Below are 23,018 nucleotides of genomic sequence, written 5' to 3'. Positions count from 1 at the left end.
CTCAGGCTTTGGGCAGGGAAAGGCGAAACACGGTGCGACCGGGGCGGGTATCCAGCGCGATCCAGGCGCCATGGTCGGTGATGATCTTGGAAACCAGCGCCAGCCCCAGGCCGGTGCCGTTCTCGCGCCCCGAGACGAAAGGCTCGAAGACCTCGGCGACGATGCTCTCGGGGATGCCGGGGCCGTCGTCCTCGATCTCGATCTGCAGCGGCAGGCTGCGGCCCTGCGGCTCGGCCTCGGTCGGCGCCAGGCGCAGCGTGCCGTCATAGAAGCTGCGGATGCGGATGGAGCCGCCCTGGCCGGCGCGCTGGATCGCCTCGGCGGCATTCTTGACCAGGTTCAGGCAGACCTGCACCAGCTGGTCGGCATCGATCAGCGCCGGCGGCAGCGAGGGATCGTATTCCGGCACGATGCGCAGCCCGCGGCCGAAGCCGACCGAGGCCGAGCGGCGCACCCGTTCCAGCACGTCATGCACGTTCACCGCCGCCAGCCGCGGCGCCGAGGTGTCGCCGAAGCGTTCCACCTGGTCCAGCAATTCGACGATGCGGCGCGATTCCGCCACGATCAGGTCGGCCAGGTCGCGGTCCTCGGCCGAAAGGTTCATGCCGATCAGCTGCGCGGCGCCGCGGATGCCGGCCAGCGGGTTCTTGATCTCATGCGCCAGCATCTCGGCCATGCCGATGGCCGAGCGCGCGGCCGAGCGCGCCGCCTGCCCGTTGCCCAGCCGGCCGCCGCCGTCCTGCGGCGCGATCAGCACGGCGATGCCGCCCGCCGGGCTGGGCGCGGCGCCGGCGTGGATGGTGCCGAAGCGGTCGGTATGCCCGCCCGAGCGGTCGCCGATCTCGAAGCGCACGCCGGCGCGGTTCAGCGCGTCATGGCCTTCGCGCACGCGCTCGAGGATCGAGCCCAGCGTCGGCACGATGCGCAGCCGCTTCAGGATCTCGGGCCCCTCCAGCGCCAGCCCCAGCGACGAGCGGCAGGACAGGTTCAGAAAGGCCTCGGCCAGGTCGTTCATCGCCGCGATGCGGCCCTGGGCGTCCAGGATGATCGCGGGCAGGGGCAGCGCCGCCCAGTTGGGGCCGACCTCGGCCGGGGTGAAGCCGGCGCCGGTCTCGACCTCGGGGTCGCGAGCCATGTCGGACCTGGGCCGGGCTGTCACGAGGGCACCTCGGTCGCAGGGGAAAACACCGGCGCCGCATCGCCGAAGCCGGCGCGGATCGCGGCCAGCGCCGCCTCGGGGCTGGGCGCGCGCAGAAGCTCGGCGCGGTTCGGGGCGCCGTTCGCCTCGGCATACCAGCCCAGGTGCTTGCGCGCGACGCGCAGGCCCAGTTCGCGCCCGTAAAGCGACAGGATGTCGTGGTAATGCTCGGCCACGGCCTCGGCCAGCGCGGCGCCTTGCGGCACCCGCGGCGCGGGCGTGTTCCACAATTCATGCGCGATCTGCGCCAGCTTCCAGGGCGCACCCTGGGCGCCGCGCCCGACCATGACCGCATCGGCGCCCGACTGGCGCAGCGCGGCGCGGGCGCTGGCCGCGTCCACCACGTCGCCATTGGCGACCAGCGGCGGCCGGCCCGGCAGGTTCGCCACGGCACGGATCGCCGCCCAGTCGGCGCGGCCGGTATAGAACTGCGCCCGCGTGCGGCCGTGCACGGTCAGCATGCGCACCCCGGCTCCGGCGGCGCGCGCCGCCAGTTCCGGCGCGTTCAGGCAATCCGCGTCCCAGCCCAGCCGCATCTTCAGCGTCACCGGCAGGTCGGGCACGGCGGCGACCACCGCCTCGACCAGCCCGAGCGCGTGATCGAGGTCGCGCATCAAGGCCGCCCCCGACAGCCCGCCGGTGACCTTCTTGGCCGGGCAACCCATGTTGATGTCGACGATGCGCGCGCCCATGCCGGCGACGATGCGGGCGGTCTCGGCCATGGCGCCGGCCTCGCGCCCGGCGATCTGGACGCTGACCGGCGCCGCGCCCTCGGTCAGGGCCTTGGCGCGCACCGCGGCGCGGGTGGACGGGCGCGGCGTCACCATCTCGGTCGAGGCGACCATCTCGCTGACCATCAACCCGGCCCCGCCGTGGCGCTGGACGGCGCGGCGAAAGGCCAGGTCGGTGATGCCCGCCATCGGCGCCAGGAAGACCGGGGCGCCAAGGGCGATATCGCCAAGAAGGATCGGTTCGGGTCGCGTCATGAAAGAACTCGTAGGCCGGGCGGTGGGAATGCGAAAGAAAACGGCTGCTGCCCGATCCATGGGCGGTCGCATGCCGGGGGGATTTGCCGTGATTTTATGCTTGATGCCGAAATAACGTGCAGGCGGCGACTCGTCAAATGTCGCGACGGTTCCTAAGTGCCGTCGCAGCCGCGCTGGCCGCAAGGGCGCGGCCCGGCTAGACTGGGGCGCTACTGACAACGGGAGCCGGCGCATGTTTCTTTCGGTCTTCGACATCTTCAAGATCGGGGTCGGCCCCTCGTCCTCGCATACCATGGGGCCGATGGTCGCCTGCGGCCGCTTCCTGGATGCGCTGCGGGCGCAGCCGTTCAAGGCGCATGGGCTGCGCGCCAGCCTGCACGGCAGCCTGGCCTTTACCGGCAAGGGCCATGCCACCGACCGCGCCACCATCCTGGGCCTGGCCGGTTTCCTGCCCGAGACCATGGATGCCGAGGCCGCCGAGGCCGCGCTGGAGGCGAACCGCCAAAGCCAGGTGCTGACGCCGCGCGACCTGGGCGAGCTGCGTTTCGACCCGGGCCGCGACCTGATCTTCGACTATGACCGCGCCCTGCCCGGCCATGCCAACGGCATGGTGCTGATGGCGACCGACGCCCAGAGCGACGTGATCTTCAGCGAGACCTATTACTCGATCGGCGGCGGCTTCGTGCTGACCGAGGCGGAGCTGGCCGCGCGCGGCGACGACACCCGCACGGATGCCTCGCCCAAGGTGCCCTATCCCTTCGCCCAGGCCGCCGAGATGCTGGAGATGGCCGCGAAATCCGGCAAGTCCATCGCCCAGATGAAGCGCGACAACGAGCGCGTGTTCCGCAACGACGCCGAGATCTCGGCCGGCATCCACCGGATCTGGCAGGTGATGCGCGACTGCATGGACCGGGGCCTGGAGGCGCGCGGCATCCTGCCCGGCGGGCTGTCGATCCGCCGCCGCGCCGCCGGCATCCACGAGGCCCTGAAGGCCGAGGCCGGCATGAACCTGACCGCGCCGCATGTCATCAACGACTGGATGTCGATGTATGCCATGGCGGTGAACGAGGAAAACGCCGCCGGCGGCCAAGTCGTCACCGCGCCGACGAATGGCGCGGCGGGCGTGGTGCCGGCGGTGATCCGCTATTGGCTGGACCATGTGCCCGGCGCCTCGGAACGCCAGCTTGACGATTTCCTGCTGACCGCCTCGGCGGTGGGCGGGCTGATCAAGCACAATGCCTCGATCTCGGGCGCGGAATGCGGCTGCCAGGCCGAGGTCGGCAGCGCCTCCGCCATGGCGGCGGCGGGGCTTTGCGCCGTGCTGGGCGGCAGCGTCGAGCAGGTGGAAAACGCCGCCGAGATCGCGCTGGAGCATCACCTGGGCATGACCTGCGACCCGGTCGCCGGCCTGGTGCAGGTGCCCTGCATCGAACGGAACGGCCTGGGCGCGATCAAGGCCGTCAGCGCCGCCAGCCTGGCGCTGCGCGGCGACGGCAAGCATTTCGTGCCGCTGGACGCCGCCATCGAGACCATGCGCCAGACCGGCCGCGACATGATGGACAAGTACAAGGAAACCTCGCTGGGCGGGCTGGCGGTCAACGTGCCGAACTGCTGACGGGCGCGGATCTTTGCTGAAATCCCTGCGCCGGCTGGCCGCAAGCCCTGTCGGCGCTTGCCCAATCCCGGGCCTTCCTGTAGCCAATAAGGCATAAGGAAAACCCATGGAACCGGGACAGAGCAGATGAAATTCCGTTCGGCTTTCGCCGTTCTCTCGATGACTGTTGCCTTGGCCGCTTGCGGAAACCTGCCTTGGCAGCAGGAAGACCGCGCCGCCGACACCCCCGCCCATTCCGGCCCGCCCGGCGTCTCGCCGCTGGAACAGCCGATCGAGACCGGGGCCGAGCAGAAGCCGGTCGCCACGGCCGAGGCCAGCACCATGGGCACCGCGATCTTCCGTGCCGCAGGCGCCGGCTGGACCGCCACCGCCGGCGACAACACCGCCGTCTATGAACGCCCCGGCGCCAAGTCGGTGGGCGTGACCGTGCGCCGCATGACCTATGCCAGAGGCGTCGAGTTCATCGGCAACATGAACGGTTCGGTCTTTGCGCTGAACATCCGCGCCGAAAGCTGCGAGGTCGGCGGACAGAAGACGCCCTTCACCGCGAACCTGCGCGTCGGCAGCCAGCGCCTGACCGGCTGCGCCGCACCGACCGACAGCCTGCCCAAGGCGCAGGTCAAGGCCTCTTCCGCCGCGCCGAAGCCGAAGTCGACGCCGAAGCCCGCCGCCCCGGCCGCGAAGCCGGCCGAGCCGAAGCCCGCGCCGACCACCGAACCGGCGACGCCGGAAACCCCGGCGACCACAACTCCGGCCACGACCACGCCAGAGACGGCGCCGACGACGACCACGACGACGCCCGCCACGCCGGCCCCGGCGACCGGGACGCCGGCGACCTCGACGACCACGACCGAGACTCCGGCCGAGGCGCCGACCAGCACCCCGGCTCCGGCCGAGACCGAGACCGCGCCCGCGGCCACCGAGACGCCGGCGGCGCCCTCGACCGACAGCGGCACGACCGACAGCGCCACCACGCCGGCGCCGATCCTGCCGGTGCCCCAGGCCACGGACTCGACCACGACCACCGAGTAAGCCCGACGATCCCGGCGCCGCGCGGACAGATCCCGCGCGGCGCCGGCCCCTCCGCCAGCACCAGGCTGCGCGCCATGACCTGAAAGGATCCGCCGATGCGCGCCCATTCGCTTCTTACCCGCCGCCTGCTGGCCACGACCGTGCCGGCCCTGCTGCTCTTGGGTCTTGCCGCCGGTCCGGCCCGGACCGATCCGATGATCGGCGAGGTGATGAACAGCTACGGCCTGGCCGGCGGCGTCGAGACGCCGACCGCCGAGATGCTGCCCGACGCCACGCTGGGCGGAACCGTGTCCTACAACAAGGCGGCACGGCGCCATAACGTGATCTTCCAGCTGCATCCGCGCATCACCACCGCGCTGCGCTATTCCCGGGTCGAGGGCATCAACGACCACAACGAACTGGGCCATCTCTGGGACCGCTCGTTCGATATCCGCTTCCAGGTGCTGGACGAGGCCGGCTGGCGCCCGGCCGTGGCCATCGGCCTGCAGGACTTCCTGGGCACCGGCATCTATTCCGGCGAATATATCGTCGCGACCAAGACCATCACCCCCCGGCTGCGCGCCAGCGTCGGCATCGGCTGGGGCACGCTGGGCGGCGATCCGCGCCTGATCGAGATCGGCGACACCGGCGGCAAGCCGCAGGTCGACGAATGGTTCCGCGGCAAGGCCCGGCCCTTCGGCTCGATCACCTGGCAGGCCACCGACAAGCTGCGGCTGGTGGCGGAATATTCCAACGACAAGTACCTGGTGCGCAACATCTTCCCGAACGGCCATGTCGAGGAGATCCCGCAGGGCGACGGCGAGCCGGGCAGCAAGCTGAACCTGGGCGCCTATTACACCTTCAGCCCCAGCTATCAGGTCGGGCTCTATACCATCGGCGGCGATATGTTCGGCGCCCAGTTCAGCTTTGCGCTGAACCCGCGCAACGCGCCCTTCCCCTCGGGGCTGGAAAAGGCGCCGGCGCCGGTCAAGCCGCGCCCCGCGCCCTCGGCCGATCCCGAGGGCTGGTCGGGCGCCTGGTCGGCCGACCCGACCGCGCAGCCGGCGATCCAGACCGCGCTGGCCGGGGCGCTGAAGGACGAGGGCCAGATCCTCGAATCCATGTCCCTGTCCGGCAACCGCGCCGAGGTCCGCATCCGCAACACCCGCTATATCCAGCAGTCCGAGGCCGTGGGCCGCACCGCCCGGCTGATGACCCGCGCCCTGCCGCCCTCGGTCGAGACGCTGGTCATCACCTCGAACACCGACGGCATGGCGACCTCGTCCGTGGTGCTGAAACGCTCGGATGTCGAGCGGCTGGAGAATACCGAGGCCGGCCGCATCGCCGATGCCTCGCAACTGGTCGATGCCGATCCGCGGCCGGGCGATCTGGTCACGACGCCGGGCCTGTTCCCGCGCTTCCGCTGGAACCTGGCGCCCTATCTGGACATCGGGCTGTTCGACCCGCAGGACCCGCTGCGCTATGAAACCGGCGCGCAGCTGAAGGCGAGCTATGAGTTCATGCCGGGCCTGATCGTCTCGGGCACCATCCGCCAGCGCGCCTTCGGCAGCATGGAACAGCGCGGGCCGGGCATTCCCGGCCAGCGCGGCGAGCATTACACGCCCGAGGAATATGTCTCGAACCCCGCCTATGAATATTACAACGGCGTGCCGCGGGTCCGTTCGGACACCCGCATGTATACCGGCAACGACAGCCCGACGATCCCCGAGCTGACGCTGGCCTGGTATGCCCAGCCGACCGAGGCGATCTATTCCCGCGTCACCGTGGGCCTGCTGGAGCGCGCCTATGGCGGCGTCTCGACCGAGGTGCTGTGGAAGCCGGCGGATTCCCCCCTGGCCTTCGGCGCCGAGGTGAACCGGGTGAAGAAGCGCGATTTCGAGGATGTCTTCGGCTTCCGCGACTATGAGGTCACCACCGGCCATGTCTCGGCCTATTACGAATTCGCCAATGGCTTCACCGCGCAGCTGGACGTCGGCAAGTACCTGGCCGGCGACAAGGGCGCGACCTTCACCCTGACCCGCGAATTCGCCAATGGCTGGCGCATCGGCGCCTTCGCCACCAAGACCGACCTCAGCGACGAGGAATTCGGCGAAGGTTCCTTCGACAAGGGGCTGACGATCTCGATCCCGGTGGCCTGGGCCATCGGCACGCCGACCCGCGACCGCGCCGGCAGCACGCTGCGTTCGCTGTCGCGCGACGGCGGCGCGCGGCTGAACGTCGACGGCCGGCTCTACGACAAGGTCCGGGACGCGCAATCGGTCAAACTCTATCAAGGCTGGGGGAGGTTCTGGCGATGATTTCGGCCCGCATGACCAAGGCGGCGCTGTCCGCGGCTCTGATCGCCGGCCTGGCCGCCTGCGGCAACGACGACAGCGGCAACCAGACCAATCCGGTGCTGATCGCCGCCAAGGCGGCCGGCAGCACCGCGGCCCGGATCCGCGGCGGCAAGGCCGAGGCGCCGGCCGAAGCCCCGCGCACACCCGAGCAGATGGCCGCCGAGGCGCTGCGGGTGAATCCTGCGCCGCTGGTCATGGTCGGCTTCGAATCGCTGGCCCGCACCCAGGTCATGGCGATGACCGGGCAGAACGGCGGTCTGCGCACCTATATGGCGCCCTCGAAAGAGGCGCTGATCATCCGCGACGGCATGGTGGTCGGCACGCGCGGCTTCGGCCACGACCTGTCGGTCGCCGAGCCGCAGACCGAGGCCCTGATCCGCGCCGGCCGGGCCGGCAGCGCGCCGCGCGTCATGCGCTATTTCAGCGGCGACGGGCTGGAGCGGCCGCTGAACTTCGACTGCGCGGTGGCGCCCGGCCCCAAGGCCGGCGTGGTGGTGGAAAGCTGCGAGGGCCATGGCGCGCGATTCCAGAACAATTACGCGCCGCAGGGCGGGCATCTGCCGGTGTCGCGGCAATGGCTGGGGCCGCAACTGGGCTATGTCACCATCCAAACCCTGCGGCCCTGACAAGGGCCGGGCGGCAGCGCAAAACCGGCCTCTTGGGGCCGGTTTTTTCATGGGCGCGGCCGTTGCGACGGTGGCACGGCCGCTGGGGTATTTGGAAAACAAAGAAGGTACGAGGCTGGGCCTTGCGATGGCGGGCCCGCGCAAAAAAGCAAAGGGGCCGGCACGAGGCCAGCCCCTGTACGCTTACGGAACCGAGGCCCCGTTGAGCGATTAGCTGTCGTCGTCGTCCGAAGCGACGGCGGCGATGACGCCCAGCAGCAGCAGGGCCGGGACGACGAGGCCAGCGTTCGACGAAGCGGGCTTCTCGTCGACGACGACCGGCTCAACTTCCACGACGGGGGCAACGTAACCGCCGGCCAGAGCCGACGAAGCCGTCAGGCCGAGGGCCAGGGCGAAGGTAGCGAATTTGGTCATGATCATGCTCCGTTCAGTACTTTGAAGGCTGCCGTTTCCGGCAACATCATTGGGACAGTCGCATAAACCCAAGGACTTGGAAAGCGGTCTTGATGGGAAGCTTCTGCGCGCCACAGGCAACTGTTGCATATTAGCCAACACCTCGCGCTCTAGGCGAGATGCCGCCGTCCCGCCGGCCGAAACCTGCCGGTCGCCGGGACGGGTCAGCATGGGGTCATTTCCGGCAAAGCACCAGAGTAAAAGCATAAATCAGCGCGGAAATCGCCACGATGGACGGGCCGGCCGGCGTATCGAGCCACAGGCTGGCCCAAAGCCCGCCCAGAACCGCGACCGCACCGATGGCGGTGGCGGAACCGGCCATCTGTTCGGGCGTTGCAGAGAATCCCCGTGCCGCCGCGGCCGGCACGATCAGCATGGCCGAGACCAGCAGCGCCCCTACGATCCGAATCGCGATCGCCACCACCAGCGCCAGCGCCAAGGACAGGATCAGCCGTTCGCGCGCGGGGTCGATGCCGGCGGCCATGGCCAGTTCCTCGTTCACCGAGGCCGTCACCAGCCGCTGCCAGCGCCAGGCCAGCAGCGCGATCACCGCCGCCGCCCCGCCCCAGATCCAGGCCAGGTCCGCCTTGCCCACCGCCAGGATGTCGCCGAAGAGAAAGGCATCGAGCCCGGTGCGCAGCGCAGGCACGAAGCTGACCGCGACCAGCCCCAGCGCCAGCGCGCTATGCGCCAGCACCCCCAGCACCGTATCCATGGACTGGCCCCGCCCGGTCAGATGCGCCACCGCCAGCGCCATGGCCAGCGCCACGCCCAGCGTGCCGAGATAGACCGGCAGCGCAAAGGCAAAGCTCAGCGCCACCCCCAGAATCGCCGCATGCGCGGTCGAATCGCCGAAATAGGCCATGCGGCGCCAGACCACGAAGGAGCCCAGCGCGCCGGTCGCCAGCACAAGGCCAAGCCCGGCCAGCACGGCGCGGGTCAGGAAATCGTCAAGCATGGGGCCTCAATGCTCATGGGCGCAGGCGGGACCGTGGACATGCCCGTGGTCGGGGCCCTCTGCGACGTGGTCGTGATCGTGGTCGTGGTGATGCTGATAGAGCGCCAGCGTGCCCTGCGCCTCGGCGCCGAAAAGCGCGCGATAGGCGGGCGCGGCGCTGACCGCCTGCGGCGTGCCCTCGCAGCAGACATGGCCGTTCAGGCAGACCACCCGGTCCGAGGCGCGCATCACCACCAGAAGATCGTGGCTGACCATCAGCACGGCGGCGCCGGTCTGGGCGCGGACCTCTTCGATCAGCTTGTAGAAGGCGACGATGCCGGGCTGGTCCAGCCCCTGCGTCGGCTCGTCCAGCACCAGCAGCTGCGGGTCGTTCAGCAGCGCCCGGGCCAGCAGCACGCGCTGGAACTGCCCGCCCGAAAGCTGGGTGATCTGGCGCGATTGCAGGCCCGGCACGCCGGTGCGGTCCAAGACCGCCGCCGCCTCGGCATCACCGACGCGGGTCGGCAGCGACAGGAAGCGGCGCACGGTCATCGGCATGGCGCGCTCGATGTTCACGCGCTGCGGCACATAGCCGATGCGCAGGCCCGGCGCACGCTCGACCCGGCCCGAATCCAGCGCCAGATGGCCCAGCAGCGCCCGGATCAGCGTCGACTTGCCCGAGCCGTTCGGGCCGACCACGGTGACGATCTCGGCCGGGGCGATGCGGAAATCGACATGGCTCAGCACCGGCAGGTCGGCGCCGGCATGGCTGACCGACAAGTCGGCGGCGCGGATCAGCGCCGTCACAGCCCGGCCTCGCGGCAGCGGGCGCAGAGGCCCAGCAGTTCGACCGTGCTGCGCTCGATCCCAAAGCCGGCGCTGGCGGCGAGATCGGTGAGCGCGGCGCGAAGCTGGGCCGAATCGGCCTCGGCCACCTGCTCGCAGCCGCGGCAGATCAGGAAGGCGGGCGAATGGTCGCGCTCGGCCGAGAGGCAGGCGGCATAGGCGTTCAGCCGCTGCACGCGATGGGCAAGCCCCTGTTCGACCAGGAAATCCAGCGCGCGATAGGCAACGGGGGGCTGCTTGCCGAAACCCTCGGCCGAGAGGCGTTCCAGCACCTCATAGGCCCCCATGGCGCGGTGCGATTCCAGCAGGATCTCCAATGCGCGGCGGCGCACCGGGGTCAGGCGCACGCCTTCGGCCCTAGTCTGGCTCTCGGCGCGGGCCAGGACGGCGGCGGCGCAATGCGCGTGGTCATGGTCGTGGAACGGGTCGGCGGGGTCGTCTTGCATGATGTGATACTATTACAATTTCTCTTGACGAGTTACGATATAACATAAATAACTCTGGCGTTTCCGCAAGAGAGCCCAGACATGACCCGACACGCCCTGCTTCTTTCCGTCGCCCTGACCGCCCCCCTGCCCGCCCTGGCCGAAGTCCCGCGCGTGCTGGCCGACACGCCGGTCACCGCCTCGCTGGTCCAGCAGGTCATGGGCGAGTTGGGCCGGCCCGAGGCACTGCTGGCGGCAGGCAGCGATCCGCACCACTATCAGTTGCGCCCGAGCCAGGCGCGCAGTCTTCAGGACGCCGACCTGCTGGTCTGGGTCGGCCCGGCGCTGACGCCCTGGCTGGAGCGGCCGGCCGCCGACCTGGCCGCCAAGGGCGCCGCGCTGGCGCTGCTGGAGCAGCCAGGGACGCAGCTGCGGGACTTCGCCGGTGGGGATGAGCATGGGCATGAGGACCATGCCGAGGATCACGGCCATGACCATGACGAGGAGGGCCACCATCACAGCGGGCTCGACCCGCATGCCTGGCTCGACCCCGACAATGCCGCGACCTGGGTGCAGAGCATCGCCGCCGCCCTGTCCCGGCGCGACCCTGAGCATGCCGAGACCTATGCCGCCAATGCCAGCAAGGCGGCGGCCGAGATCGCCGCGCTGGACGGCGCGCTGAAGGTGCAGCTGGCGCCTGTGCAGGGTATGCGATTCGTGGTCTTCCATGACGCCTATGGCTATTTCACCGATCATTACGGGCTGGAACCGGCGCTTGCGGTCAGCCTGGGAGATGCCTCGACCCCATCGGCGGCGCGGCTGAAGGCGATTCGCGACCAGATCGCCGCCGAGGGCGCCATCTGCGCCTTTCCCGAGGCGAATCACGATTCGCGGCTGATCGCCGCCGTGACCGAGGGCAGCAGCACCCGGGCCGGCGCCGCGCTGGACCCCGAGGGCAGCACGGCCGAGCCGGGCGCCGCGCTCTATGCCACGCTGCTGCGCGGCATGGCCGGGGCGCTGGCGGACTGCCTGGGACAGGACTGAAGTCCATTCCCGCCAAGAAGGAACGGGCGCCGCATCGGCGTCCGATTTTATTGGTCGCAAACAGCCGGTTACGGAATCCGCAAATTCCCGACTATTTTCCTTTGACATCTCTTAGCGAATTTGTCAGGTTACGCTTACCGCGACAGAAACCAACACGAGGACATGGACATGACCGCGACCCGCCCCGCCGAATTCACGCGTCCCGGCGTCATCGCCCTGCAGCGCCTGCCCGAACATGATGCCGAAGCCCTGACCGCGGGCGGCAACCAGGCGCTGATCGTCCTGGGCGACCAGGTCTATAACCTGCGCATCACCCGCGCCGGCAAGCTGATCCTCACCAAGTAAGCATCCCCAAGGCTGCGCCAGCACCGCAGCCGCGCACGCGCCCTGAGCGCGCGGCCGATGCCCGCGCCGCAGGGCCGGTGGAATTCCGGGCGGCGCGGTTTTCCGGCGCCACCCGCCATGCCGATACGGTCAGCCGCGTCTCGGCCCCTTTCCCTCGGGCCGCGCTCCCTTGCCGGGGGCGCGGCCGCTTTTTGCCGGGCCGCCCGGACGTTGGCCGGTTTTGGGGCCGGGTTTGCCGCCGGGCTTGGGGCCGCGCATCGGCTTGCCCTCGCCCCGCGGTTTGAAACCGCCCTCCGGACGCTCGCCGCGCGGCTTGAAGCCGCCTTCGGCCTTGTCGGTGCGGGGCTTGAAGCCCCGGCCGCCCTCGGCCGAGCGCGGGCCGGATTTGAAACCGGGCTTGCCGGGACGCTCGGGGCGATCCGAATCGTCGCGGCGGGCGAAGGGCTTGCGGTCGGCATCGCCGCGCTTGGCGAAGGGCTTTCGGTCACCGTCCTCACGCCGCGCGAAGGGCTTGCGGTCGCCCTCCTCGCGACGGGCATAGGGCTTGCGATCCCCGTCCTCGCGTTTGGCGAAGGGTTTCCGATCACCCTCCTCGCGGCGCACATAGGGTTTGCGCTCGCCATCCTCGCGCTCGGCGAAGGGCTTGCGATCCCCGTCGCCGCGCTTGACGAAGGGTTTCCGGTCACCCTCCTCGCGCCGCGCGAAGGGTTTCCGGTCACCTTCCTCGCGCCGGGCAAAAGGCTTGCGCTCGCCATCCTCGCGCTTGGCGAAGGGCTTGCGATCCCCGTCGTCCCGTCGCGCGAAAGGCTTGCGCGGCCGCTCGTCGCCCTCGCCGCGCGCGGCGCCGCGGTCGCGGAAGCTGCGCGGCTTCTCCTCGGTCTCGCCGGTCAGCAGCCCGCCCAGCTGGTCGCGCAGCACCTTGCGCTTGACCTCGCGCACCTCGTTCTCCTCGAGCCCGGTCAGCTTGAAGGGACCGTAGCCGATGCGGATCAGCCGGTTCACGATCAGCCCGACATGGGACATGGCGCGGCGGATCTCGCGGTTCCTGCCCTCGCGGATGCCGACGGTCAGCCAGGCATTGGCGCCCTGCTGGCTGTCCAGGCTGATCTCCATCGGCGCGAATTCCTCGCCCTCGATGGTAACGCCCCGGCGCAAAGGCGCGAAGGTCAGGTCGTTCGGCGTGCCGTTCACCCGCACGCGATAGCGCCGCAGCCAGCCGGTGGTCGGCAGTTCCAGCCGCCGCTTCAGCTCGCCGTCATTGGTCAGCAGCAGCAGCCCCTCGGAGTTCAGGTCCAGCCGGCCGACGGTCATCACCCGCGGCAGGTCGCGCGGCAGGGCGTCGAACACGGTCTGGCGGCCCTTCTCGTCGCTTTCGGTCGTGACCAGGCCCAGGGGCTTGTAATAGAGCCACAGCCGGGTTTCCTGCGGCGCCTCCAGCGGCTTGCCGTCGACGCGGATCTTGTCGGCGGGCGTCACGTCCAAGGCCGGGCTGTCGATCCTCGTGCCGTTCACGGTCACGCGGCCCTCGACGATCATGCGCTCGGCCTCGCGGCGGCTGGCGACGCCGGCGCGGGCCATCACCTTGGCGATGCGGTCGGATTGCGGATTGGCGGACGGATTCTGGGCGGTTTCGGGGCTGTCTTCGGTCATGGCGATCTCCTGCGCATCTCTGCGGTGGCAAAGATGGCAATCTACGGGCGCGGCGCACAAAAGGAAAGCGGGGAGTGGGGCTTTGCCCCCCTCGTCGCTGCGCTCCTCACCCCCCAGGATATTTGGGCAAGAAAGAAGCCGGGGCCGTGCGTGCCTTCCATGCCCGGCCCCGGCTTCTTTCTTGTATAAATATCCATTCTTGCGGGACGTGGCGCGGCGGGCCAGAAGGGGGCATGACATTCGCCTCCTGCATGCCCGCAGCTCTGGACGAAGCCCGCGCCGCAGCCCGGCGCGGCGAGGTGCCGGTCGGCGCGGTGCTGGTCGGCGCCGATGGAAAGGTGCTGGCACGGGCCGGCAACCGCACGCGCGAGCTTTGCGATCCGACCGCCCATGCCGAGATCCTGGCCATCCGCGCGGCCTGCGCCGCGCTGCGGTCGCAACGCCTGCCGGGCGCGCGGCTGTGGGTCACGCTGGAGCCCTGCCCGATGTGCGCCGCGGCGATTTCCGCCGCCCGCATCGCGGTGCTCTATTACGGTGCCGAGGATCCGCGCATGGGCGGGGTGCGCCACGGCGCCCGGGTCTTCGACCATCCGCAATGCCACCACCGGCCAGAGATCATTGACGGCATTTCGGCAGAAGAATCGCGCATTCTGCTGAGAAACTTCTTTATTGCGCGGCGATCTGACGACATGACCGGCAGATGACACTGCCGAAACAGAGTGCTTGCGCTGCGGCGCAGCATCTCTAATGTGCCCGCTCGGGCGAACACAGGGGGGCGATATGTTCCGCAAGATCTTGGTAGCGAACCGTGGCGAGATAGCGATCCGCGTGATGCGGGCGGCGAACGAGCTGGGCAAGAAGACGGTGGCGGTCTATGCCGAGGAGGACAAGCTGGGCCTGCACCGCTTCAAGGCGGACGAGGCTTATCGCATCGGCGAGGGGCTGGGCCCGGTCGCGGCCTATCTCTCGATCCCCGAGATCATCCGCGTCGCGAAGGAATCCGGCGCCGACGCCATCCATCCGGGCTATGGCCTGCTCAGCGAGAACCCCGATTTCGTCGATGCCTGCCAGGCCGCCGGCATCGCCTTCATCGGTCCCTCGGCCGACACCATGCGCGCGCTTGGCGACAAGGCCAGCGCGCGGCGCGTTGCCATCGAAGCCGGCGTGCCGGTCATCCCGGCCACCGAGGTGCTGGGCGAGGACATGGAAGCCATCAAGCAGGAAGCCGCGCAGATCGGCTATCCGCTGATGCTGAAAGCCTCCTGGGGCGGCGGCGGGCGCGGCATGCGGCCGATCATGGGGCCCGAGGAGCTGCCCGAGAAGGTGCGCGAGGGAAGGCGCGAGGCCGAGGCCGCCTTCGGCAATGGCGAGGGTTATCTGGAAAAGATGATCCTGCGCGCGCGCCATGTCGAGGTGCAGCTTCTGGGCGACAGCCACGGCGGGCTTTACCATCTCTATGAACGCGACTGCACCGTGCAGCGCCGCAACCAGAAGGTCGTCGAACGCGCGCCCGCGCCCTATCTGACCCCCGAGCAACGCGCCGAGGTCTGCGCGCTGGCGCTGAAGATCGGCCGCGCCGTCGGCTACCAGAACGCCGGCACCGTCGAATTCCTGATGGATATGGACAGCCAGCAGTTCTACTTCATCGAGGTGAACCCGCGCGTCCAGGTCGAGCATACCGTGACCGAGGAGGTCACCGGCATCGACATCGTGCAGAGCCAGATCCTGATCGCCGAGGGCGCGACGCTGGCGCAGGCCACCGGCGCCGCCAGCCAGCAGGACGTGCATCTGAACGGCCACGCCCTGCAATGCCGGGTCACGACCGAAGACCCGCTGAACAACTTCATCCCGGACTACGGCCGCATCACCGCCTATCGCTCGGCCACCGGCAACGGCATCCGGCTGGACGGCGGTACCGCCTATTCCGGCGGCGTCATCACCCGCTTCTATGATTCGCTGCTGGTCAAGGTCACCGCCCATGCCCAGACGCCGGAAAAGGCCATCGCGCGGATGGACCGGGCGCTGCGCGAGTTCCGGGTGCGCGGCGTGGCGACGAATATCGAATTCGTCATCAACCTGCTGAAACACCCGACCTTCCTTGACGACAGCTATACGACCAAGTTCATCGACACCACGCCGGACCTGTTCGCGTTCCGCAAGCGCCGCGACCGGGCGACGAAGCTTCTGGTCTATATCGCCGACATCACCGTCAACGGCCATCCCGAGACCGCTGGCCGGCCGCTGCCGCCGGCCGAGGCCCGCGCCCTGGTGCCGCCCGCGCCCAAGGCCGAGCCGGCGCCGGGCACGCGGCAATTGCTGGAAAGCCAGGGCCCGAAGGCCGTCGCCGACTGGATGCTGGCGCAAAAGCGGCTGCTGATCACCGACACCTCGATGCGCGACGGCCACCAGAGCCTGCTGGCCACGCGGATGCGCTCGATCGACATGATCCGGGTCGCGCCCTCTTACGCCGCGAACCTGCCGGGGCTGTTCTCGGTCGAATGCTGGGGCGGCGCGACCTTCGACGTCGCCTATCGCTTCCTGCAGGAATGCCCCTGGCAGCGGCTGCGCGACCTGCGCGCGCGCATGCCGAACCTGATGACGCAGATGCTGCTGCGGGCCTCGAACGGCGTCGGCTACACCAATTACCCCGACAATGTGGTGCAGGAATTCGTCCGGCAGGCGGCCAAGACCGGCGTCGACGTGTTCCGGGTCTTCGACAGCCTGAACTGGACCCCGAACATGCGCGTCGCCATGGATGCGGTGATCGAGTCGGGCAAGCTTTGCGAGGGCACGATCTGCTATACCGGCGACCTTTTGGACCCGGCCCGGTCGAAATACGACCTGCAATACTACCTGAAGATGGCGCGCGAACTCAGCGATGCCGGCGCGCATGTGCTGGGGCTGAAGGACATGGCGGGGCTCTTGAAGCCGGCCTCGGCCAGCATCCTGGTCAAGGCGCTGAAGGACGAGATCGGCCTGCCGGTGCATTTCCACACCCATGACACCGGCGGCATCAGCGGGGCGACGATCCTGGCCGCCAGCGCCGCCGGGGTCGATGCGGTCGACTGCGCCATGGACGCCTTCTCGGGCAATACCTCGCAGCCCTGCCTGGGTTCCATCGTCGAGGCGCTGCGCCATACCGAGCGCGACACCGGGCTCGACATCCGCGCCATCCGCGAGATCTCGAACTACTGGGAGGCGGTGCGCGAGCAATATGCCGCCTTCGAGAGTGGCTTGCAGGCCCCGGCCTCCGAGGTCTGGCTGCACGAGATGCCCGGGGGCCAGTTCACCAACCTCAAGGCGCAGGCGCGTTCGCTGGGCCTCGAGGAACGCTGGCACGAGGTCGCCCAGGCCTATGCCGACGCAAACCAGATGTTCGGCGACATCGTCAAGGTCACGCCCAGTTCCAAGGTGGTGGGCGACATGGCGCTGATGATGGTGGCGCAGGGGCTTTCGCGCGCCCAGGTCGAGGATCCCGCGGTCGAGGTCGCCTTCCCCGATTCGGTCGTCGACATGATGAAGGGCAACCTGGGCCAGCCGCCCGGGGGCTGGCCCGCGGCCTTGCAGAAGAAGGTGCTGAAGGGCGAGCCGCCGCTGACCACCCGCCCCGGCGCCTCGATGCCGCCGGTGGACCTGGAGGCGACCCGGGCCGAGGTCGAGACCCTGCTGGAAGGCAAGGCGGTCGATGACGAGGATCTGAACGGCTATCTGATGTATCCCAAGGTCTTCCTGGACTACATGGGCCGGCACCGGATGTACGGCCCGGTGCGCACCCTGCCGACGCGGACCTTCTTCTACGGCATGGAGCCGGGCGAGGAGATCGCGGCCGAGATCGACCCCGGCAAGACGCTGGAGATCCGCCTGCAGGCCATCGGCGAGACCGACGAGACCGGCGAGGTCAAGGTGTTCTTCGAACTGAACGGCCAGCCGCGGGTGATCCGGGTGCCGAACCGCCTGGTCAAGGCGCAGACCGCCGCCCGTCCCAAGGCCGACCCCGCGAACGAGGGCCATGTCGGCGCGCCGATGCCCGGCGTGGTCGCTTCGGTCGCGGTCGCGGTCGGCCAGAAGGTCAACCCCGGCGACATGCTCCTGACCATCGAGGCGATGAAGATGGAAACCGGCCTGCACGCCGACCGCGCCGGCGTCATCAAGGCCCTTCACGTCACCCCGGGACATGCCGTCGACGCAAAGGATCTCATGGTCGAAATCGAATAGCCGCCATTTCGGCGTCAGCAGAACGGGCCGGATGCCGCGCGCATCCGGCCCTTTTTCATGCGCGAACCCCGGCGGTGCGACGAAGCCGCGCAGGTGTCGCCGTCTCTTGCATACATTCGCATAATCGAATATATCACGGATGAAATTCCGCATCCCGCCCGCCAAGCACGAGGTTTTCCCATGAATGCGCATCCGGAAGTGACAGGGTTCTACGAGGCACGGACCGGCTCGGTGCAATATGTGGTGGCCGACCCCGCGACCGGGGATTGCGCGATCATCGACCCGGTTCTGGACTATGACGAGAAATCCGGCGCCACCGCCACCATCGAGGCGGATCGCATCCTGAACTTCGTCGCCGACAGGGGCTATCGGGTGCAGTGGATCCTGGACACCCATCCCCATGCCGACCATTTCTCGGCCGCCGACTATCTGCGCCGCAAGACCGGGGCGCCGGCCGCCATCGGCGAAAAGGTGGTCGAGGTGCAGAAGCTGTGGAACGGTTTCTACAACCGCGAGATGCCCGCCGACGGCAGCCAGTGGGACCGGCTGTTCGCCGAGGGCGACAGCTTCAGCGTCGGGACCATCCCGGCCCGGGTCATGTTCTCGCCCGGCCATACGCTGGCTTCGGTCACCTATGTCATCGGCGACGCGGCCTTCGTGCATGACACGCTGTTCATGCCCGACAGCGGCACGGCGCGGGCCGATTTCCCCGGCGGCAACGCGGCGGTGCTGTGGCGCTCGATCCAGGCCATCCTGGCCCTGCCGGACGACACCCGCATCTTCACCGGCCACGACTATTGTCCGGACGGGCGGCCGCCGCGCTGGGAATCGACCGTGGCCGAGCAGAAGCGCGAGAACCCGCATGTCGCCGGCATGGACGAGGCCGGCTTCGTCGCCACGCGCGAGGCGCGCGACAAGACCCTGCCGATGCCCAAGCTGATCCTGCACGCCTTGCAGGTGAACACCAATGCCGGCCGGCTGCCCGAGCCGGAAGCGAACGGCCGGCGCTATCTGAAAATCCCGCTCGACCTGCTCGATGCGGCCTGGGACTGAGGAGAGACGAGGATGAAGACGAATGTCGGCGGCATCGACCGCGCATTGCGCATCGCGCTTGGCGGGGCGCTGATCCTGCTGGGCCTACTCGCGGGGCTGACGGGGCTGGCGAAATGGGCGGCGCTGGTCGTCGGCGCCGTGCTGGTGCTGACCGCGCTGGCGCGGATCTGCCCGGCCTATGCGCTGTTCGGCATCAGCACCTGCGGGCGGCGGTGACGGATTTCACGCCCCTGCAATCGGCACTGGGGGGTGCGCTGATCGGGCTTGCTGCCGTCCTGCTGATGGCGGCGCTGGGACGGGTCGCCGGCATGACCGGCATCCTGTCCGGCGCGATCTTCGAGCGTGGGCGCGGCTGGCGGCTGGCCTTTCTGCTGGGCGCCGTGGCGGCGCCGGCGCTGATGCGGGCGGCGGGCGTCGAGATCGCCTTCGACAGCCCGGTGCCGCGACCCTGGCTGGTGGTCGGCGGCGTGCTGGTCGGGATCGGCGTCATTTATGGCGGCGGCTGCACCTCGGGGCACGGCGTCTGCGGCAATGCCCGGCTGTCGCCGCGCTCGCTGGTGGCGACCGGCTGCTTCATGGCGGCGGCCTTTGCCACCGTCTTCGTCATCCGCCACCTGGTCGGAGGGTTCTAGATGCCGATCCTCGTTGCCCTCCTGTCGGGGCTGGTCTTTGGCGCCGGCATCGCGATTGCCGGCATGATAAACCCGGCCAAGGTGCTGAATTTCTTCGACCTCGCCGGGGCCTGGGATCCGTCGCTGGCCTTTGTCATGGCCGGCGCGCTGCTGGTCACGTTCCTCGGCTACCGGCTGGCGCTGCGCCGCCCGCGCCCGGCTCTCGCGCCGGCCTTCCAGCTGCCGGCGCGGCGCGATCTCGACCGCGGGCTGGTCGGCGGCTCGATCCTGTTCGGCATCGGCTGGGGCATCGCCGGCTTCTGCCCCGGAGGCGCGATTCCCGCGCTGGGGCTGGGTCAGCCCGACGCGGTGATCTTCGTCGCGGCGATGCTGGCGGGCATTGCGCTGGCGCGGGTCCTGCGCGGATGAAGCTGCCGGCGCTGGAATGGGCGCGGGGCTATGACGGGGCCACGCTGTCCTCGGACCTGCTGGCGGCGGTGATCGTGACGATCATGCTGATCCCGCAGAGCCTGGCCTATGCCATGCTGGCGAACCTGCCGCCCGAGGTCGGGCTTTACGCCTCGATCCTGCCGCTGGTCGCCTATGCCGGATTCGGCACCTCGCGGGTGCTGGCGGTCGGGCCGGTGGCGGTGGTGTCGCTGATGACCGCCTCGGCCATCGGGCCGGTGGTGGCGCAGGGGCTGGCCGGTCCGCTGGTCGCGGCGGCGGCGCTGGCGCTGATCTCGGGCGCGATGCTGCTGGCGGCGGGGCTGTTCCGGCTGGGGTTCCTGGCGAATTTCCTCAGCCATCCGGTGATTTCCGGCTTCATCACCGCCTCGGGCATCCTGATCGCCGCCGGGCAGGTGAAGCATCTGCTGGGCATCCAGGCCGGCGGCACCACGCTGGTCGAGATCCTGCCCGCGCTGCTGGCCCATGCCCGCCAGGCGAATGCCTGGACGCTGGCGATCGGGCTCGGCGCGCTGGCCTTCCTTTACGCGGCGCGGCGTTGGGCGCGGCCGGGCCTGGCCGCGCTTGGCCTGCCGGCGCGGCTGGCCGACATGCTGGCGCGGTCGGCGCCGATTCTTGCCATCGCGGTCGCGGTCCTGCTGGTCAAGGCCTTCGACCTGGGCGCGCGCGGCGTGGCGTTGGTCGGCGCCATCCCGCAGGGCTTGCCGGCGCCCGCCCTGCCCGCCCTTTCGGCGGAACTGCTGGCCGCGCTGGCGCCGGCAGCGGCGCTGATCTCGGTCGTGGGCTTTGTCGAGTCGGTCTCGGTCGGGCAGACGCTGGCGGCGCGCAAGCGCCAGCGCATCGCCCCGGACCAGGAGCTGATCGGCCTTGGCGCCGCCAATATCGCCGCCGGCCTCAGCGGCGGCTATCCGGTGACCGGGGGCTTTGCCCGCTCGGTGGTGAACGACGATGCCGGCGCCCGGACCCCGGCGGCGGGGGTCTTCACCGCCATCGGCATCGCCGGCGCGGCGCTGTTCCTGACGCCGCTTCTGGCCGACCTGCCGCAGGCGGTGCTGGCCGCGACCATCATCCTGGCGGTGCTGTCGCTGGTCGACCTGCGCGCCATCGCCCGCACCCATGCCTATTCCCGCCGCGATTTCGCCGCCATGGCCGCGACCATCCTGGTCACGCTGCTGGTGGGGGTCGAGCAGGGCATCAGCGCCGGCGTCATCCTGTCGCTGGTCATGCAGCTTTACCGCAGCGCGCGGCCGCATATGGCGGTGGTGGGACAGGTGCCGGGGACCGAGCATTTCCGCAACATCGACCGCCACCGGGTCGAGACCTGCCCCGGCATCCTGTCGCTGCGCGTGGACGAAAGCCTGTATTTCGCCAATTCGCGCTTTCTCGAGGACCGCATCGCCGCGCTGGTGGCGGGCGATCCGCGCATCCGCCATGTCGTGCTGATGTGCCCCTCGGTCAGCGACATCGACGCCAGCGCCCTGGAAAGCCTGCAGGAGATCAACCGCCGGCTGGCCGAGGCCGGGGTCAAGTTCCACCTGTCGGAGGTCAAGGGGCCGGTCATGGACCGGCTGGGCCGCAGCGATTTCCTGCACCACCTGTCGGGCCGGGTGTTCCTGTCGCAGCACGAGGCGACCTGCGCCCTGCGCGGCGACTGTGCTCAGGCGCAGAAGCTCTCGTAAAGCACGGCCATCACCCGCCGCGCCGGTTCGCTTTCGATGCGATACCAGATCACCTGCCCGGCGCGCCGCCCGGCGATGATGCGGTCGCGGCGCAGAAGCGCCAGATGCTGCGAGACGGTGGAATCGCGGATGCCCAGGAAGGCCGCGAGCTGGCCCACCGATTTCTCGCCCGAGCTCAGCGCGCAAAGGATCATCAGCCGGTGCGGATTGCCCAGCATCTTCAGGAACTCGCCGGCCTCGGCCGCCGCCTGGCGCATGGCCTCGGGGTCGATGCCTTCCGGCAGCGGCGGGGTCGGGGGCAGGGTCTGGGTGGTCATGGCTTCATACCTACAATATTTCGAAGATATGGTCAAGCCACGCCCCGGTTGCCGATGCGGCGCGGCGGGCTATGCTGGGGCGGCAGGCAGCAAGCGAGGCGCGGCATGGGACAATTGGTGGACGGCACCTGGCACGACGAATGGTATGACACCGAAAGCACCGGCGGGCGGTTCCAGCGCAGCGTGACGGCCTGGCGCAACTGGATAACCCCGGACGGCAGGCCCGGCCCGACCGGCGAGGGCGGCTTTGCCGCCGAAAGCGGGCGCTATCACCTCTATGTGTCCTATGCCTGCCCCTGGGCGCATCGCGCGCTGATCTTTCGCGCGCTGAAGGGGCTCGCGCCGCATATCGACATCTCGGTCGTGCATCCCGACATGCTGTCCGAGGGCTGGACCTTCTCGGCCGATTTCGCCGGGGCGACCGGGGACCGGCTGTTCGGCCTGCCCTTCCTGCGCGACATCTACCTGAAGGCCGATCCCAAGGCCTCGGGCCGGGTGACGGTGCCGGTGCTGTGGGACAAGGCGCGGGGCACCATCGTCAGCAACGAAAGCGCCGAGATCATCCGCATGCTGAACGGCGCCTTCGACGCCCTGACCGGCAACCGCGACGACTATTGCCCGGCCGATCTGCTGCCCCGCATCGACGAGATGAATGCCCGCATCTATGACCGGGTGAACAACGGCGTCTACAAGGCCGGCTTCGCCACCTCGCAAGCCGCCTATGACGAGGCGGTGTTCCCGCTGTTCGAGACGCTGGACTGGCTGGACAACCACCTGGCCGAAAACCGCTATCTGTGCGGCGGCCGGGTGACCGAGGCGGATTGGCGGCTGTTCACCACCATGGTCCGGTTCGACCCGGTCTATCACACGCATTTCAAGTGCAATCGCAAATGGTTGCGGGAATATCCCAACCTCTGGGCCTGGACGCGCGAGCTGTATCAATGGCCCGGCGTTTCCGAGACGGTGCATTTCGACCATATCGTGCGGCATTACCATTACAGCCACGCCACGATAAACCCGCATCGCATCATCCCGATCAACCCGCTGATCGACTGGCAGCAGCCGCACGGACGGGGCTGAGGCACGGCGTCGCGGAACTTTCCTAGCGTTTCGCTCTGGATTGACTTTGGCGATTTCCGTCTTAATGACTCGGGAAAACCGGGCCATGTCGGTCCGGTCCAT

The 23,018-nt window shown here is 69.3% G+C and carries 22 protein-coding genes; 14 read left to right on the top strand and 8 right to left on the bottom strand.

Annotated features, from left to right (window positions below):
- Position 1: 1 nt before the first annotated feature.
- Both PARN5_RS0110505 and dusB read right to left on the bottom strand, forming a co-directional pair.
- Positions 2–1,159 (bottom strand): ATP-binding protein, encoded by a 1,158-nt coding sequence (locus PARN5_RS0110505; protein WP_026155330.1) that lies wholly within the window; start codon positions 1,157–1,159, stop codon positions 2–4.
- Complete coding sequence (gene dusB / locus PARN5_RS0110500; protein WP_017999728.1) at positions 1,156–2,184, bottom strand: tRNA dihydrouridine synthase DusB; 1,029 nt, start codon at positions 2,182–2,184, stop codon at positions 1,156–1,158. The genes PARN5_RS0110505 and dusB overlap by 4 nt, the downstream gene beginning before the upstream one ends.
- Positions 2,185–2,416: 232 nt before the next feature.
- Here dusB and PARN5_RS0110495 point away from each other — a divergent pair, with 232 nt between their 5' ends.
- From PARN5_RS0110495 to PARN5_RS0110480, 4 genes are all read left to right on the top strand, one after another.
- Positions 2,417–3,799 carry an L-serine ammonia-lyase gene (locus PARN5_RS0110495; protein ID WP_017999727.1) on the top strand — a complete coding sequence of 461 codons (1,383 nt, stop codon included), beginning with the start codon at positions 2,417–2,419 and terminating at the stop codon, positions 3,797–3,799.
- A 126-nt stretch (positions 3,800–3,925) separates the two neighbouring features.
- Positions 3,926–4,831 (top strand): hypothetical protein, encoded by a 906-nt coding sequence (locus PARN5_RS0110490; RefSeq protein ID WP_026155329.1) that lies wholly within the window; start codon positions 3,926–3,928, stop codon positions 4,829–4,831.
- 95 nt (positions 4,832–4,926) lie between these two features.
- The gene (locus PARN5_RS0110485) at positions 4,927–7,128 is read left to right on the top strand and encodes a YjbH domain-containing protein (RefSeq protein WP_017999726.1); all 2,202 of its coding nucleotides are present in this window, start codon (positions 4,927–4,929) and stop codon (positions 7,126–7,128) included.
- Entirely contained in the window at positions 7,125–7,793 is a 669-nt protein-coding gene (locus tag PARN5_RS0110480) for a YjbF family lipoprotein (RefSeq protein ID WP_017999725.1), read from the top strand. Before PARN5_RS0110485 ends, PARN5_RS0110480 begins: the two co-directional genes overlap by 4 nt.
- Before the next feature lie 210 nt (positions 7,794–8,003).
- Here the strand turns inward: PARN5_RS0110480 and PARN5_RS0110475 are convergent, their stop codons facing one another.
- From PARN5_RS0110475 to PARN5_RS0110460, 4 genes are all read right to left on the bottom strand, one after another.
- The gene (locus PARN5_RS0110475) at positions 8,004–8,213 is read right to left on the bottom strand and encodes a hypothetical protein (protein WP_017999724.1); all 210 of its coding nucleotides are present in this window, start codon (positions 8,211–8,213) and stop codon (positions 8,004–8,006) included.
- Positions 8,214–8,421: 208 nt separating this feature from the next.
- Positions 8,422–9,204, bottom strand: coding sequence for a metal ABC transporter permease (locus tag PARN5_RS0110470; RefSeq protein WP_017999723.1), 783 nt, complete (start codon positions 9,202–9,204; stop codon positions 8,422–8,424).
- A gap of 6 nt (positions 9,205–9,210) precedes the next feature.
- Positions 9,211–9,990 (bottom strand): metal ABC transporter ATP-binding protein, encoded by a 780-nt coding sequence (locus PARN5_RS0110465; RefSeq protein ID WP_017999722.1) that lies wholly within the window; start codon positions 9,988–9,990, stop codon positions 9,211–9,213.
- Positions 9,987–10,475: a Fur family transcriptional regulator gene (locus PARN5_RS0110460; RefSeq protein ID WP_017999721.1), complete on the bottom strand. Its 489-nt coding sequence runs from the start codon at positions 10,473–10,475 to the stop codon at positions 9,987–9,989. Before PARN5_RS0110460 ends, PARN5_RS0110465 begins: the two co-directional genes overlap by 4 nt.
- Before the next feature lie 81 nt (positions 10,476–10,556).
- Here PARN5_RS0110460 and PARN5_RS0110455 point away from each other — a divergent pair, with 81 nt between their 5' ends.
- Positions 10,557–11,498 (top strand): zinc ABC transporter substrate-binding protein, encoded by a 942-nt coding sequence (locus PARN5_RS0110455; protein WP_017999720.1) that lies wholly within the window; start codon positions 10,557–10,559, stop codon positions 11,496–11,498.
- Between the two features lie 168 nt (positions 11,499–11,666).
- Positions 11,667–11,843 (top strand): hemin uptake protein HemP, encoded by a 177-nt coding sequence (locus PARN5_RS21925; protein ID WP_081614994.1) that lies wholly within the window; start codon positions 11,667–11,669, stop codon positions 11,841–11,843.
- Positions 11,844–11,972: 129 nt separating this feature from the next.
- On the opposite strand, the gene PARN5_RS0110445 is transcribed toward PARN5_RS21925, so the two are convergent.
- Positions 11,973–13,493 (bottom strand): pseudouridine synthase, encoded by a 1,521-nt coding sequence (locus tag PARN5_RS0110445; RefSeq protein WP_026155328.1) that lies wholly within the window; start codon positions 13,491–13,493, stop codon positions 11,973–11,975.
- A 233-nt stretch (positions 13,494–13,726) separates the two neighbouring features.
- Here PARN5_RS0110445 and PARN5_RS0110440 point away from each other — a divergent pair, with 233 nt between their 5' ends.
- The 7 genes from PARN5_RS0110440 (at position 13,727) to sulP (ending at position 21,519) form a co-directional block, all read left to right on the top strand.
- On the top strand, positions 13,727–14,197 hold the full coding sequence (locus tag PARN5_RS0110440; protein ID WP_017999718.1) for a nucleoside deaminase: 471 nt from the start codon (positions 13,727–13,729) through the stop codon (positions 14,195–14,197).
- A 76-nt stretch (positions 14,198–14,273) separates the two neighbouring features.
- Positions 14,274–17,708, top strand: a complete 3,435-nt coding sequence (locus PARN5_RS0110435) for a pyruvate carboxylase (RefSeq protein WP_017999717.1) — start codon at positions 14,274–14,276, stop codon at positions 17,706–17,708.
- A gap of 180 nt (positions 17,709–17,888) precedes the next feature.
- Positions 17,889–18,761, top strand: coding sequence for an MBL fold metallo-hydrolase (locus PARN5_RS0110430; protein ID WP_017999716.1), 873 nt, complete (start codon positions 17,889–17,891; stop codon positions 18,759–18,761).
- Positions 18,762–18,773: 12 nt separating this feature from the next.
- A complete protein-coding gene (locus PARN5_RS0110425) occupies positions 18,774–18,977 on the top strand; it encodes a DUF2892 domain-containing protein (RefSeq protein ID WP_017999715.1) in 204 nt (67 codons plus the stop codon).
- Complete coding sequence (locus tag PARN5_RS0110420) at positions 18,974–19,393, top strand: YeeE/YedE thiosulfate transporter family protein (RefSeq protein WP_017999714.1); 420 nt, start codon at positions 18,974–18,976, stop codon at positions 19,391–19,393. The genes PARN5_RS0110425 and PARN5_RS0110420 overlap by 4 nt, the downstream gene beginning before the upstream one ends.
- Positions 19,394–19,801: a DUF6691 family protein gene (locus PARN5_RS0110415; RefSeq protein ID WP_017999713.1), complete on the top strand. Its 408-nt coding sequence runs from the start codon at positions 19,394–19,396 to the stop codon at positions 19,799–19,801. It abuts the gene before it with no gap.
- Complete coding sequence (gene sulP, locus PARN5_RS0110410; protein WP_017999712.1) at positions 19,798–21,519, top strand: sulfate permease; 1,722 nt, start codon at positions 19,798–19,800, stop codon at positions 21,517–21,519. The genes PARN5_RS0110415 and sulP overlap by 4 nt, the downstream gene beginning before the upstream one ends.
- On the opposite strand, the gene PARN5_RS0110405 is transcribed toward sulP, so the two are convergent.
- Positions 21,498–21,836 (bottom strand): metalloregulator ArsR/SmtB family transcription factor, encoded by a 339-nt coding sequence (locus PARN5_RS0110405; protein ID WP_017999711.1) that lies wholly within the window; start codon positions 21,834–21,836, stop codon positions 21,498–21,500. The genes sulP and PARN5_RS0110405 overlap by 22 nt on opposite strands.
- A gap of 105 nt (positions 21,837–21,941) precedes the next feature.
- On the opposite strand from PARN5_RS0110405, the gene PARN5_RS0110400 reads away from it, so the two are divergent.
- A complete protein-coding gene (locus PARN5_RS0110400) occupies positions 21,942–22,916 on the top strand; it encodes a glutathione S-transferase family protein (RefSeq protein ID WP_017999710.1) in 975 nt (324 codons plus the stop codon).
- Positions 22,917–23,018: the final 102 nt, after the last annotated feature.

The organism is Paracoccus sp. N5 (genome assembly GCF_000371965.1).
GTDB lineage: Bacteria > Pseudomonadota > Alphaproteobacteria > Rhodobacterales > Rhodobacteraceae > Paracoccus.
This window is presented reverse-complemented; position numbering and strand designations above follow the sequence as displayed.

Bases quoted from the DNA above. Each gene is read 5' to 3' on its own strand.
- dusB (WP_017999728.1), bottom strand. From the start codon at position 2,184: ATGACGCGACCCGAACCGATCCTTCTTGGCGATATCGCCCTTGGCGCC.
- PARN5_RS0110495 (WP_017999727.1), top strand. From the start codon at position 2,417: ATGTTTCTTTCGGTCTTCGACATCTTCAAGATCGGGGTCGGCCCCTCG.
- PARN5_RS0110490 (WP_026155329.1), top strand. From the start codon at position 3,926: ATGAAATTCCGTTCGGCTTTCGCCGTTCTCTCGATGACTGTTGCCTTG.
- PARN5_RS0110485 (WP_017999726.1), top strand. From the start codon at position 4,927: ATGCGCGCCCATTCGCTTCTTACCCGCCGCCTGCTGGCCACGACCGTG.
- PARN5_RS0110480 (WP_017999725.1), top strand. From the start codon at position 7,125: ATGATTTCGGCCCGCATGACCAAGGCGGCGCTGTCCGCGGCTCTGATC.
- PARN5_RS0110475 (WP_017999724.1), bottom strand. From the start codon at position 8,213: ATGATCATGACCAAATTCGCTACCTTCGCCCTGGCCCTCGGCCTGACG.
- PARN5_RS0110470 (WP_017999723.1), bottom strand. From the start codon at position 9,204: ATGCTTGACGATTTCCTGACCCGCGCCGTGCTGGCCGGGCTTGGCCTT.
- PARN5_RS0110460 (WP_017999721.1), bottom strand. From the start codon at position 10,475: ATGCAAGACGACCCCGCCGACCCGTTCCACGACCATGACCACGCGCAT.
- PARN5_RS0110455 (WP_017999720.1), top strand. From the start codon at position 10,557: ATGACCCGACACGCCCTGCTTCTTTCCGTCGCCCTGACCGCCCCCCTG.
- PARN5_RS21925 (WP_081614994.1), top strand. From the start codon at position 11,667: ATGACCGCGACCCGCCCCGCCGAATTCACGCGTCCCGGCGTCATCGCC.
- PARN5_RS0110445 (WP_026155328.1), bottom strand. From the start codon at position 13,493: ATGACCGAAGACAGCCCCGAAACCGCCCAGAATCCGTCCGCCAATCCG.
- PARN5_RS0110440 (WP_017999718.1), top strand. From the start codon at position 13,727: ATGACATTCGCCTCCTGCATGCCCGCAGCTCTGGACGAAGCCCGCGCC.
- PARN5_RS0110435 (WP_017999717.1), top strand. From the start codon at position 14,274: ATGTTCCGCAAGATCTTGGTAGCGAACCGTGGCGAGATAGCGATCCGC.
- PARN5_RS0110430 (WP_017999716.1), top strand. From the start codon at position 17,889: ATGAATGCGCATCCGGAAGTGACAGGGTTCTACGAGGCACGGACCGGC.
- PARN5_RS0110425 (WP_017999715.1), top strand. From the start codon at position 18,774: ATGAAGACGAATGTCGGCGGCATCGACCGCGCATTGCGCATCGCGCTT.
- PARN5_RS0110415 (WP_017999713.1), top strand. From the start codon at position 19,394: ATGCCGATCCTCGTTGCCCTCCTGTCGGGGCTGGTCTTTGGCGCCGGC.
- sulP (WP_017999712.1), top strand. From the start codon at position 19,798: ATGAAGCTGCCGGCGCTGGAATGGGCGCGGGGCTATGACGGGGCCACG.
- PARN5_RS0110405 (WP_017999711.1), bottom strand. From the start codon at position 21,836: ATGACCACCCAGACCCTGCCCCCGACCCCGCCGCTGCCGGAAGGCATC.
- PARN5_RS0110400 (WP_017999710.1), top strand. From the start codon at position 21,942: ATGGGACAATTGGTGGACGGCACCTGGCACGACGAATGGTATGACACC.